The organism is Butyrivibrio sp., assembly GCF_017940685.1.
In the GTDB taxonomy this organism is placed as follows: domain Bacteria; phylum Bacillota; class Clostridia; order Lachnospirales; family Lachnospiraceae; genus Butyrivibrio.
In genome coordinates this window covers 1-12,572 of the sequence record NZ_JAGAYD010000144.1, presented here as the reverse complement: position 1 = coordinate 12,572, position 12,572 = coordinate 1, and the positions used below count along the sequence as shown (strand labels likewise).

The 12,572-nt window shown below is 43.9% G+C and carries 9 protein-coding genes and 1 pseudogene; all 10 read right to left on the bottom strand.

Annotation, left to right across the window (positions count from 1 at the left end; translation table 11 throughout):
- Positions 1–710: pseudogene (locus J6I68_RS09260) on the bottom strand (hypothetical protein); the annotation flags it as partial.
- 12 nt (positions 711–722) lie between these two features.
- The gene (locus J6I68_RS09255) at positions 723–1,091 is read right to left on the bottom strand and encodes a 6-carboxytetrahydropterin synthase (RefSeq protein WP_292219862.1); all 369 of its coding nucleotides are present in this window, start codon (positions 1,089–1,091) and stop codon (positions 723–725) included.
- Between the two features lie 164 nt (positions 1,092–1,255).
- Positions 1,256–2,581, bottom strand: a complete 1,326-nt coding sequence (gene gtfB, locus J6I68_RS09250; RefSeq protein WP_292219861.1) for an accessory Sec system glycosylation chaperone GtfB — start codon at positions 2,579–2,581, stop codon at positions 1,256–1,258.
- A complete protein-coding gene (gene gtfA / locus J6I68_RS09245) occupies positions 2,578–4,110 on the bottom strand; it encodes an accessory Sec system glycosyltransferase GtfA (protein WP_292219860.1) in 1,533 nt (510 codons plus the stop codon). The genes gtfB and gtfA overlap by 4 nt, the downstream gene beginning before the upstream one ends.
- Positions 4,111–4,128: 18 nt before the next feature.
- Positions 4,129–6,462, bottom strand: coding sequence for an accessory Sec system translocase SecA2 (gene secA2 / locus J6I68_RS09240; RefSeq protein ID WP_292219859.1), 2,334 nt, complete (start codon positions 6,460–6,462; stop codon positions 4,129–4,131).
- A 6-nt stretch (positions 6,463–6,468) separates the two neighbouring features.
- The gene (gene asp3, locus J6I68_RS09235; RefSeq protein WP_292219857.1) at positions 6,469–7,353 is read right to left on the bottom strand and encodes an accessory Sec system protein Asp3; all 885 of its coding nucleotides are present in this window, start codon (positions 7,351–7,353) and stop codon (positions 6,469–6,471) included.
- The gene (gene asp2 / locus J6I68_RS09230; protein WP_292219855.1) at positions 7,343–8,887 is read right to left on the bottom strand and encodes an accessory Sec system protein Asp2; all 1,545 of its coding nucleotides are present in this window, start codon (positions 8,885–8,887) and stop codon (positions 7,343–7,345) included. Before asp2 ends, asp3 begins: the two co-directional genes overlap by 11 nt.
- Positions 8,877–10,445 carry an accessory Sec system protein Asp1 gene (asp1, locus tag J6I68_RS09225; RefSeq protein ID WP_292219854.1) on the bottom strand — a complete coding sequence of 523 codons (1,569 nt, stop codon included), beginning with the start codon at positions 10,443–10,445 and terminating at the stop codon, positions 8,877–8,879. Before asp1 ends, asp2 begins: the two co-directional genes overlap by 11 nt.
- 10 nt (positions 10,446–10,455) lie before the next feature.
- A complete protein-coding gene (locus tag J6I68_RS09220) occupies positions 10,456–11,703 on the bottom strand; it encodes a hypothetical protein (RefSeq protein ID WP_292219864.1) in 1,248 nt (415 codons plus the stop codon).
- A gap of 102 nt (positions 11,704–11,805) precedes the next feature.
- The coding region (locus tag J6I68_RS09215; protein WP_292219853.1) for a hypothetical protein at positions 11,806–12,572 on the bottom strand (767 nt) is incomplete at its 5' end.

Here is a 12,572-nt window from a genome sequence, read left to right as displayed (position 1 = left end):
GTATGTTCCCACTCATTAGTGCTCTTAGTCTTATAGGAAATAGTTACTGTCTGTCCATCAGTAACTGCCTTGACCCCCATCACATCTTCTATCGCACCATTTGACCAGCTCTCTGACTGAATTTCAGGTTCTCTTCTTTCACCTTCAGAAGATTCATCTCCAGTCTCAGATGAAGACGTTCCTGCTGTCGAGGCATTCTCAGAAGAACCTGTTTCTGAAGAAGGAGCCTTTCCATCATTACCAGTACTATCACCTTCAGAGGCAGCAGGCGTTGTTCCAGGAATAGTTTCTCCTTCGCTTCCCTCTGAACCAGAAGGAGTTGTTGAGCCTTTGCTTCCCTCTGAACCAGAAGGAGTTGTTGAGCCTTTGCTTCCCTCAGAAGTAGTAGAACCCTGATTTCCATCAGGGGAAACTGTTCCACTACTTCCCTGTTCCGCATTACCTGAAGTCTCCTGCGTTCCGTCTCCTGTACTAGTGCCTGGGTCAGTCTGACCGTCCGCCGACTGCGAATCACCTGATGTAGATTGGCCGCCTTGATCAGAACTTCCCGATCCCGAATTATCAGAGCCTGAATTTTCAGATGCAGGAGTCGTGGTATTTTCGTTAGTGTTTGCATTCGAAAATGTCGCATCCTCAGCCGCAAATACTGTCATGCTCATCATACTTGATGCAAGTATTATTGCTACGATCTTACAAAATTTCTTTTTCATTTCTTTTCCCTTTTAATCTCTAAGCTCGTCTGTTATTACATAAACTCTAAGCGGTGTTTCACCTATTTCAAACCTGTTCATGCTGTATCCATTTTGGCTAAGCTCATCATCAATTTCTCCACACAACACCTCTCCAAAGTGCTCTATAGTTGCATCTTCTCTAAAATCATCAAAATCATTTAGATATTTATTCTCATACTTATGGATGCAGCTCTCTATAAGGCCTTCTGCCATCTTATAGTCGATGATGTCCTCCATGGTCTTTATAGTACAGTTTATTTCTACGGTATGAACGTGACTATTTTCTTTTTTTCCGTCAAAACTGTGCTGTATGGCCACAAAGCTCTTTAGTTTGTAGGATTTTTCCTTGGTTTTCAGCATGATAAGCTAAAATATCCCTCAAATTATATGTTTCTTATAACTTAATCATAATGAATGCAGGAATTATAAGCTATAAACAACAGATAAAAAAAATAGTATTTTGAATTAAAATTATCAAATAAATAACCCTCTTTGGAAATAAAAAATCCAAAGAGGGATTATTTTTATTGAATAAATGCTTCATAGCGTTCTTTTGTTTCGCTCATTGCATGTTCATGCTGAATGGTAATGAGCCTGTTTCTGTAAGCCTCATCTTCAGCAGCCTTCCTTAAAGCATCTGAAAGCGCAGTGTGATCACCTGCCTTAAACCGCAGTTCCTCTGCCACAAGCTGTTCATTGTGCAGAACATCATCAAAAGCCAGGATCAGATGATTGTGCAAAAAGCCTTTTTCTACCGCCCCCAGTATCTCCTTGCCTCTGTTGATATCAAGGAGAAAATCGCAGTTGTCAAACAGCTCTTCTGCTTTTTTGTTTCGAACATTGGGATAAAGCTTTACATTTTCATAGCTATCCAGTGCCATGAGCTTGCTGCTCATCTCAGTAACCGCAGCCACATGGAAAACAAAACCAGGCAAAGTCTTAACTATATCTTCAAGATTCTCAATTTCATCTGAATTGGTAAATACCGCCGCCTCCTTTTTTCCTGTGTTTTCCTTTTCAAAATCGTAATGGTAGCCAAGAAGCGAGAACTTTTCCTTATCCAAAGGCAGCTTGTCCATACGTTCAAATACAGACCTGTACATGACAGCTATCTTTTTTGTCCTGGAGTCCTTATTATCAAAAATTGACTTCATGTTCAGCGGAATATCATCCTTTATGCTCTCCTGCCAAAAGAGAACATCGTTTCCATTCTCGCCCTCTTTCCCCAGTTTTTCAGACACAAAAAACGGGGTTGAAAGAGAATTATAAAGGATCCTATCCAGATCAAAGCCTCTGTCTTTAAGATAATAAATTACAAAATCAGTCCTGTTTTTAAAGATCACATCCCGACCGTTATTTTTAAGCATAATGTGACCTGTGACAATGTTCTCGGATATCTTCTCTTTCCCGTCACGGTCAAAATAGTATTTGAAGAGCCTTTTCTCATCGCTGTCTAAAACAGTTCTTGCAAAGCACCTTCCATAGCGGTTGTAATGATCCGACCAGCGAACTTTCCCCGACTCATCAATCTGATCAACTATCTTGATGTATCTTTTTTCCTTGGGCTCAGAATAATATACCTTCGATCTGACTTTGTTTTGTTCATAGACTATGGCAGTACCGCCCTGAGCCTTGATCTCCTGATGGCAGGGCAGGTCAATACGGCCGAAATAAAGAGGCTTACCCTCTGCCTCATTGTCTCCCACATAGTAGCTGTATGGCGACTCAACTCCATCAGGCAGAAACCCATCGTAGGTGATGGCGATGGCAGGACAATCTATGTCGCAGCTCTTCAGAGATTCTATCAGTCTGTTTGAATAAGTATTTATCAGGTCAGTAAGGATTATCATAGTTCCTCCAGAAGCGTCTTCATTTTCTCTTCAACTTTGTCGGTCAAAAACTGAGAAGCGATCATGTATGAATACATGGAAAACTCCGATACATGGTCCTCGGTAAAGAGCCTGTCTATCCTGTCGGCAAACTCCCCGATGAGCTCATTGCTGTTAATGGCATCCTCCTCGCAGTATGGTATCAGATATCCGTTTTTACCATCCTCTATGAAGGTCTGATTGCCATAGGGCACATCAAGGCCTATCATGGGAAGTCCGGAACCCACAGCCTCCATAAGTGAAAGACCAAAGCCCTCACTGGTGGAGCCTGAAATATATCCGCTGTAATTCCTGTAATACTCATCCATCTTGTGATGGCCCATCAGCCTTATATAATCATCGGCATGATTTTCACTGATAAGTTCCCTGAGTTTTCTCTCTTCGCCGCCCTTTCCGAATATATCAAGGGACAGATCCGGAACCTTTTTCCTTGCCTCGATCACAGCTCTTACCACCCAGTCTACATGCTTTTCAGATGCCAGGCGGGATACACTGCACAGGGAATGGGGCTTTCTGTCCTTACTTGGGCGCTTTAGCTTATCGATACTGCCAACAGGAATATCCACAATTCTGGGCTTTTTGTTAAAATACTTCTCAAACTGCCTCTCCAGATTTTCCTTCTGCTTTTTTGTCGATGTGATAAAAAAGTCAACCTCATCACAGTGATGAAAAGGAAATTCGTAAAAATTATTCCAGAGGATATTATCATCATCGGTAGATCCCGCATTGTAGTGCTCTGCATGGATTACAATACCCAGCCTGTGGTTCCCTCTATATTTGAAAATAGCCTGTCCCATAAGGGTTGTCCTGTCAGCAATGATGATATCGCCGTCCTCAAGAGGAAGCCTTTTCATGAAATCCTCCGCCAGCTCCATCTTGGAGTAAAAAATGCGGTCAGGAAACCTGTAAATACTGCTCTTTTCTCTCAGGTCCTTATGCACAGTGTAGTTCAGATATTCTTCAAAGGCTGTGGAGCCATCCCTGTTAAAGAACCTGCGCATGTATACCCTGGCCTGTCCGCCAAAAGGCGCACAGTACTCGGAGAAAGTTTTCCCGGAAGTATAATAATCCGTCCGAATAAGATATCCTGAATCAACAATTTCCACCTTGGATACCTTATCCGGATTATTCTTTGAAAAATAAACAGTTATAAACCTGTTGGCCTTGCCATAGACATACTGCTTTTTACCACCGGTTAGTTCATTTACCTTGTATTCCCCTTCCGGAAAAGTGGCTGCAACCTCTTCTTCACTGAGGGAACAGGGTTCATTTGTAAAATCCGTATAAAAGCGGTAAAGCCAGATCACCTCGTCATCTGTAAAATCCAGTGCCTGCGCCATCTCCTGGATATTATCGCCTCTGATCATATCCGTAAAGACAAATCTCGCGGGGACACCCAGCTTTCTGAATATCTTTCCCCTGTAGGACTGGGCATATTCAACACCGCTGCTGGCCCAGCCAATTCCCTGATTAATGTTGTAAACAGTCATTTTTCCTGCTCCCGTATTTTATGGATTGACAACCCTCTTTTTGCCGTCTTTGCTTATCTGGATCTCACCCAGAAGAATATTGCGCATCATACTCTCCTTAACGTTCTCAACCATTCTAAGGAAAGAAGCATGAGCCTCCTTGTGATATTCAAACATGACATTTCTCTGGGCATATGCCCTTCCGCTGACAGTCATCCTGAGCTGCTGCATATAGTCAACCTGCTCAATCCAGCAGTCATCCAACGCTTTCAGAGTCATTATCTTAAAAAAATATGCTATACTTGCATCGCTCTTAAGGAGCTGTTTCTGAGTATCCAGCCTCTCTCTTGAAATGTCCATAAGATATTTTTTTAAGCTTTTTTTGCTCTGCATATCACCATCATCGGGCTTTGACCTAAGATCATAGCATACATGATCCAGTATAAAACGCACCACCTCGGCTACCGTGGGCATTGTTTTGTACTTTTCAAGAAATCGGTCAATTACATGTTCCTGTATGCCAAGAAGATACTCTGTGTCCATGCCTTCCATATCTATTATATTATTTCTCATGGAATATATAAGGTCTCTTTGTACCTTGGCGCTCTCAGCAAAGTTGGTGGTAGCTTTCCTTGCATCTCTTCCTGCAAGCTCGCTGCTTTTCTGCGCCTTGCGGATCTGCCTTGCCAGCCATGCTGACTTTATGCGGCCAGTACCTTTTTCTGAAATCTCCTGCAGCTTCTCCGGGCCAAAGTCCTGCACCAGCTGATCTTCCAGTGACGTGTAAAAAACACTGCTTCCGTTGTCACCCTGTCTGCCGGCACGGCCTCTTGCCTGTTTCTCTGACCTGAGATTGCCGGATATTCCGATGCCGATCACAGCAAGGCCACCCATCTCATTAACGCCTTCACCAAGCCGTATATCAGTACCCCTGCCGGCAACGGAAGTTGCAATGGTCACGGCGCCTTTCCGCCCTGCTTCTTTTATGATCTCAGCCTCTTTTACCACGTTGTAGGCATTGAGCACATTGTGTGGAATTCCTTCTCGTAAAAGTCTCTCAGAGCACTGTTCACACACATCAATGGCATCGGTAATAAGCAGCACCGGCCGCCCCATCTCATGGATTTTAATGGTCTCGTCCAGAGCAGCACTGATCTGGTCTTTTCTTTTGTAAAAACAGATATTACTAAAATCTTTTCTGCATACCGGCTTGAAGGTGGGGATCTTTACCACATCAAGACCATATATATCAATAAACTCTGCTGTATCATCAGAAGCCGTTCCGGACATTCCCGCCAGCTTGGGAAACATGTTAAAAAATGCCTGAAAGGTAATAGAGGCCATGGCTCTGGTCTCCTGGGTTATCGTAACGTGTTCCCTTGCCTCCAGGGCCTGGTGCTGTCCCAGTCTCAGCTTGGTGTTCTCCATGATCCTGCCGGTTCCGCTGTCCAAGAGCTTGATCTTACCGTCATCTACTATATAATCCCTCTGGGGCATATTGAGCATCCGCGCCCTCAGCGCCAGCAATATATGCCTTACCAACTCAAAATTTTCTTTGGAGTAGAGATTGTCTTTTCCGTAAAAGAGCTGTGCCTTGTCTATGCCTGAATCGGTAAGATATGCTTTTTTCTGCTTTAAGTCTACTTCATAGTCCTCTTCCTTTAAGGTGGTTACAAAAAAGTCCGCTGTCTCATAAAGGTTTGAAAGAACTCTCGGTGCTCCTGAAATAACAAGGGGTGTCTGGGCACTGTCCAAAAGCACAGAATCTGCCTCATCAATAATGACGTAGTAAAAAGGCCTTAAAAACCTGTCGTTCTTGGTTGCTCCCAGATTTTCCATCAGATAATCAAAGCCCAGTGTTCCGTTGGTAGTGTACAGTATATCAGCCCCATATGCTGCCTTCTTCTCGTCCAAAGTAAGGGACTTTGCCATATCTTCCTTGACTCCTACCCTGGTGGTAAGGCCCATAAATTTAAACAGCTCACCCATCTGCTTTCCGTCACGACATGCCAGGTAATTGTTCATGGTCACAAGTATTGTACTCTTACCCGTCAAGGCGTTTAAGTACAGGGGCATTGCAGCTACAAGGGTCTTGCCTTCTCCGGTCTTCATCTCGGCAATCTTGCCCTGGTGCAGCGCAATTGCGCCCATGATCTGAACATCTCTCGGATACATGCCCAGCACTCTGTCTGCAGCCTCACGTATTGCAGCATATGCCTCAACCATGATCTTGTCCAGACTTTCGCCGTTTTTAAGCCTTTCCTTAAAGCCCTCTGTCATGCCGCTAAGTTCCTTGTCAGACATGGCTTTCATCGTAGGGGCGAGTTTATTGATTTTATTCAGGATTTTTTTGTATGCCTTTATCGTCTTCATATATCGCTACTTAAGCCGCAGCTTCATAAGTCTGTTTGTCTTGTCACATATGGGATCCATAAGGGAGTTCTCTACAACTTTTTTCTCGTTGGCATTTTCATCGTACACTATATTTTCTATACCGGCTTTTAACCCTTTTACTGCACAGCCGTATGTACAGAGCTTCACCCCGGAACCTATCCCCTTCGCATATCTTGCAGCACTCTCATTGGATCTCTTGCCATACCCTACTACCACAATGTGCCGTGGTTCTATGTTATGCGGCAGTCTGTCAGTTACACAGCTGTTAAGCTCAATGGCATCAGCTCCCTCACAGGTGAGTATAACACGGTTTCTGAACCTGTTAAGGATCCTGTCCTCTGGAAATATGTAGCTGCTCCCTGTCGTCTCCAGAATAAGCACATATAAAGTGGTATTCGGATTGATGATCCTGACATTCATATCAGCTCCGGATTTCTTTTGGATCTCAATATGATGAAAAAAAATCTCTCCGGCTCCTGCATTTATAAGCTCAAGTTCATAGCTTGACGCTACCATGGGGCAGCTAAACTCATCCACCATATCGTGAATGATCGCCGTTCCTGCAGCCTCACCCTGACGGTCAAAAAACCTAAGCCGCAGTTTCACTCCCCCCTCAGGCTTACAGCCGGCATAGATCCTTACCTCATACAGCTCCCCCTCTTCAAGTACAGGAAGCTGTGGCTCATGCCTTGTGGCCTGATAGTTGACATCCGACTGCCACTTTCTGATGATCTGTCCGGGAGGCATCAGAGGATTTTTGAACTTCACCGATCCATCAGGGTTAAAGGCCACATCACTGCCATAGAGGTATGTATCCTTGGCCAGATTGTCCCAGCGTATAGAATAAATTACGGAATTATCAGTTTTCATCAATGCTCCTGCTAAAAGCGTCTCTTAAGACCCTCAGATACCTTGCTCTAAACCATTCAACCACACCGCTTGTGTTGTCGTTGTGTCTTCCGGTCATTCCCTTGCCATAAATAGTAACTTCCTTGGAAGAAAGATGCCTTACCAGATCCTCATATCCGGTGCGATCATAATCATCCTCTCTCATATATGATATAGCAAATCTGGTATCTGAAAAATCCCCGCTGTCAAACTTATCCCAAAAATAATTATCTGCCCTCACAATGTGCTCCTGTCCGACTCCACCTGTAAGAGACCTTAGAACATCCAGTGATGTGGGGAATTCTCCGGGCCTGTGGTATTTTTCATTAAAAGCAATACTTCCCAGATTGGTAAGGGGCTTGCCCACTATGACCTGATAGGGAAGAAAATTGGGACTGTAATAGAGGGCTCCCGTTGATCCCATCGATATCCCGGAAAGTATCAGCTGACGACCGTCAAATCCAAGCTCGTCAAGACAGTCCCTGATGATCTTCCCGATCTGTTCCTCGTACTCTTTGCTGCCTACATAAAAGGCTCCCCCCTCAAGTCGTGGATCTGCCAACAGCAAAAACGGAGCTCCGAAGGACTTCATCATGTAATATGCCTCAAACCCTTCAGCAGTCCTATAGCCTGAAAAGTAAACACAGAGCGGAGGCTTTCTGTCCATGGGGTCAAAAAAGCTTATTATCTCCTCCCGAGATTTATCCTGCCTCTTTGCGCCTCCTGTCATTAGAATGCCATAACCCAGGTGGCTGTATCTGTAATGGAGATTTCCTACATTTATCCTTCCTTTGCCCCTGACCTGAAGTGTAAAGGCCAACCTGGTATTTTCTTCATACTCTTCAAGAAGCATGGTACCACATAAATCTCTGAGCTCATCCTCAAAGATCCGGGTTGATGTAAGTTCATTGGCAGTTCCTGCTCTGATACTCCTGACAACGATCCTCAGATCCACCGATTCATCCTTGGTAAACTCTAGCCACAGTTCCAGTGGCTGTCCTTTATCCAGGGGGACGTTATATCTAAAGGACACAATCGAAGACCATTTTTTTCCAAAGTTACCTTCCATGCTCACGCTGCGGTTTCCATCAAAAACAATATCTTTTACAAACTGCCGCGATATATCTGCCTCATCAATATGAAGTTTATCTCCGTACTGTCCGCTGAAAAATTTCTGTGGAAGATGCTCAATAAAGTCATTTGACCTTTCTTTATCAATGACAAAGCCCATCTTACGTCTGATAAGCTCCTCAAAGGCAGAACTTAATTCTCTGTCCTTATCTCGGAAAAGAACAAGAGAGTATGGATTAATAGCACTCTCCATGTAATACAGATCATTTATCTCCTGCTCCATAAGAATGACTTCAAATACGGGCAGCTCCTTATTTTTTATGCGGGCTGGAATTTCTGTACATTCCAAGGGATCCACATGAAACCAGGTGACCTCAGGTGGAAGCATATATTCAGACTTTGTATCCTTTTTCCCTATATGAAGAACATTGATATTATAATCCATTCTCTATCCGCTCTCTCATCTTAGCTACCAATGTATCGGCTGAATACTTCTCAGCCTGGCTCACACAGTACACCAGCGCCTCATTCCAGTGGGCCAGTCCCACCAGATAATAGCTCATGGCCTCCTTGAGGTGGGCGATGTTATGTATCATGTAGCCGTTCTTCTGATCATCGATATATCTGGTTGTAAGGTAGTTTATCTGGGGTATCCCTACCGAGATTCCCGCAATCTGTATATACTGATCCGGATTGTCCCTTATATCCACAATAAGTCTGATATCTTTAAGTATGGCCATGATATCTGACTCGTTTGTGTAGGGCTGAACATATATCTGGGGGGCTCTTCTTTTTTCTTCTTCCTGTACATCATTCTCCCCGGGAACAACCTTATCTGCCTCATCATAGACATAGATCTTTGTTCCTTCCAGAGAGGCAGCCTTTTCCTTCATTTCCTCCCTGAGTCTCGTGATGGCTGATTCCTGGGTATCCTTGGTACCAACAATCAGTTTTATTCTCTCATCCTCCTGCAGAAGAGACAACATCTGCATGATACCTCTGGATCTGATGGGCTCTGTCATCCCATCCTGTGGGAAAAAGACCTTCAGCTCTCTTATCTGCTGACTCTTTCCCAGGGAAAGTCTCGTATCAAAGGGTGAGATATCCATGATCCTGGCTGAGCTTATGTCTGTCTGCTCCTTTATCCTGGAAGCAAGCTTCTCAGTGTCGGTTATGATAAGGTTGGCGGCTAAGGCGTCCTTTTTCAGCTGCTCCTTTTTCTCTATGTCATATCGCTCACCGTAGAAAGACAGAACCATGATACAGCCTTTGGCTGCCTCCATCACCATCTGATCATGCCTCTCATCAGCTGCAATATGTACTACATCTGTTTTTCGGTCAATCCGCGACATTTTTTCCTCAAGAACTTCCATCAGGAGATCATCTATGGAGGAATATTTTCTTTGTCTTGTCCTGTAATCAGCTGTCCGTTCCACCACCACACTTTTTTCGGGATAACTTACTGAGAACTGAAGCAGACCTTTTTTGTTAAAAAAGCCCTGCTCAACAGGCTTTCCTTCGTCCCATTTCATAATGCTGGACACAAAGCCTCTGTCATCCATATACATAGTGGCGGACTTTGTACCCTTTGAAAAAAGGTTGATCAAAAGAAGGTTTCCATGCTGACCAAACTCCACCTCAGCATATAATTCCCCATCTAAATACCCGGCTACAATAAAGGGTGTATACACCCATTCAATATCCTCTGGCCAGTTAAGATCCCTGTAGGAAAAAGTGCAGGGTGTATCGCCGGAAACACTTTGAAGACGGTCAAACGCATTCCAGTACTCAATCGGCCATATTCCCTGCCTGTGGAGGAAATATCTGCTTTGGGGGCCATATCCAAGGGAAATGATCCCCACATCTACTCCCCCGCTTTTGAACATGCTTATATGGTTTACAGTGTCATCGAACTCTGACTCCTTGCCAACCCTGTACCATACCCTTGAAGGCATTTTCCAGGATTCCTCAGAGGCATACCAGGATGGTACGAAATAATACATAATTCAGACCTCACAAAAAAGCTTTATAATCGCGGAAATTTCTAATAACCCGGATCTCTTCAAAGACTTTCAGTAAAATTCCCGTAAGAATGATAACGGTAATAGGCATCTGAAATATTTTTGAATCACTTCCGTTTGCTGCTTTTATAAAAAGCGGGATCCCAACGATCACACACTGCATGATACTGCTTGGAACCAGACAGAATCTTATACATTTCTTTATATACTTAAGTGTCTCTTTTCCGGGGCGCAGACCTGCAATGCAGTCACCACCCTCCATAAATTGTTTTGAAAGTTCGGAAGGATTCAGCATGATAAAAGAAAAACTGTAATTCAGAAGAACCACTATCATTAGATATATTGCGATCCCAACATAATTGTTAAGATTAAAGACGTTCTGAATGGCAACAAGAACAGGTTGTTCCTGCCATATTTTAATAAGTGCTCCAACAAAATAGCCCGGAAGCATAAAGAAGGTCATGGCAAACATTACCGACATCGTACCTGAAGGATTAAGCTTGATGGCGATATAATTCTCATCCGCAAGATTGTTATTTATCATCACCCGATAGACAGGGATCCTGAACTCAGATTGTTCAAAAAGCACAGTGGAAAATACAATGAAAACCACATAGACTGCAGGAAGCACGCCGTAAAAAATTACGGTTTCATCAGTTATATCAGTCCATTGAGGTTCATTAAAATATGAAAGCAAATTATGCATGAATGTGGTAAGGATGTTTACCAGAATAAGTGCAGAAGTTCCTGCCAGTCCATTCTCAGTAATACACTCACTGAGGAATATTATAACAAATGTTCCACCAATAAGAGTTATAACAGTGGCAGCCGCTGTCTGCCACATATATGGAAATGCATCCTCTCTTAAGGTGAGCTGTCCCAGAAGGGAAAAAGACTGTATCACTGCCAAAAAAAGAGTTATTATCAGCGTGATACGGCGCATGAATACCTTTGAAATGATAATTCCCGGCTTCCTGAAAAGTGCGAATAAAAGCTGGATAATGATCATGGATGTAACATAAGGGCTGATACCGAGTGAAAAAATAGATCCTTGACCGGCATCAGTTCCAAGAATGCTGGCTGTATAAGCAAACAAGGAATCTACTGAATTCTCCGTGGCTGAAACGATCCATGGCAAAGGAACATTGCGGCCCAAAAGGTATATGCAAACCACCGCCAGAGTGTAGAGAAACTTACCCGGCAACGTACTCTTATTGTTGTTTAACCTGATGCTTTTCATGTCTGCCAAATGACTTCCTCTTAATTAAAGCAAGGAGGCATATGCCAATGCATGTGCCTCCTGCCAATTTTTTAAAACGGTTAGGTTAGTGACACTGTTAAATTACTCTTCTTCCTTTTTTCTGGAAGCTGCCAGTGCTGCTGCACCAATAGCTGCTGCTCCGATAGTTGCTACCCTGCCTGCCGCATTGGTATCATCTCCGGTTCCGCCTCTCCTTGCACCGAGAACTGCAGCGCCATCCACAGGCCTCTGCGCTCCAAGAACTGCTGCACCATCTTCTGCTCTCTGTGCTCCAAGTACTGCTCCGGGAGCCGCAACAGGTGTCACATCTGCAACAACATCATCTGAAGGGGATACAGAATCGTCTCCACCATCAGTTGGATCAACAGGAGTTACGCTTCCAGCCTCAGACTCGCTAATGCTTGCACTGATACTCTCGCTCTCTGAAATACTGTTGCTTTCTGAGATGCTGTTGCTCTCTGAAATACTGTTGCTCTCGCTTATGCTGTTGCTCTCGGAGATGCTATTGCTCTCTGAAATGCTATTGCTTTCTGAGATGCTGTTGCTCTCTGAAATGCTGTTGCTCTCGGAAATACTGTTGCTCTCGCTTATGCTGTTGCTCTCGGAAATACTGTTGCTCTCTGAGATGCTGTTACTCTCTGAAATGCTGTTGCTTTCTGAGATACTGTTGCTCTCTGAAATGCTATTGCTTTCTGAGATACTGTTGCTCTCGGAGATGCTGTTGCTCTCTGAGATGCTGTTGCTCTCTGAAATACTGTTGCTCTCTGAGATGCTGTTGCTCTCGGAGATGCTGTTGCTCTCTGAAATACTGTTGCTCTCTGAAATGCTATTGCTCTCGGAGATGCTGT

Excerpts from the sequence above, each read along its gene's own strand:
- J6I68_RS09255 (WP_292219862.1), bottom strand. The coding sequence starts at position 1,091 with ATGCTGAAAACCAAGGAAAAATCCTACAAACTAAAGAGCTTTGTGGCC.
- gtfB (WP_292219861.1), bottom strand. The coding sequence starts at position 2,581 with ATGATAATCCTTACTGACCTGATAAATACTTATTCAAACAGACTGATA.
- gtfA (WP_292219860.1), bottom strand. The coding sequence starts at position 4,110 with ATGACTGTTTACAACATTAATCAGGGAATTGGCTGGGCCAGCAGCGGT.
- secA2 (WP_292219859.1), bottom strand. The coding sequence starts at position 6,462 with ATGAAGACGATAAAGGCATACAAAAAAATCCTGAATAAAATCAATAAA.
- asp3 (WP_292219857.1), bottom strand. The coding sequence starts at position 7,353 with ATGAAAACTGATAATTCCGTAATTTATTCTATACGCTGGGACAATCTG.
- asp2 (WP_292219855.1), bottom strand. The coding sequence starts at position 8,887 with ATGGATTATAATATCAATGTTCTTCATATAGGGAAAAAGGATACAAAG.
- asp1 (WP_292219854.1), bottom strand. The coding sequence starts at position 10,445 with ATGTATTATTTCGTACCATCCTGGTATGCCTCTGAGGAATCCTGGAAA.
- J6I68_RS09220 (WP_292219864.1), bottom strand. The coding sequence starts at position 11,703 with ATGAAAAGCATCAGGTTAAACAACAATAAGAGTACGTTGCCGGGTAAG.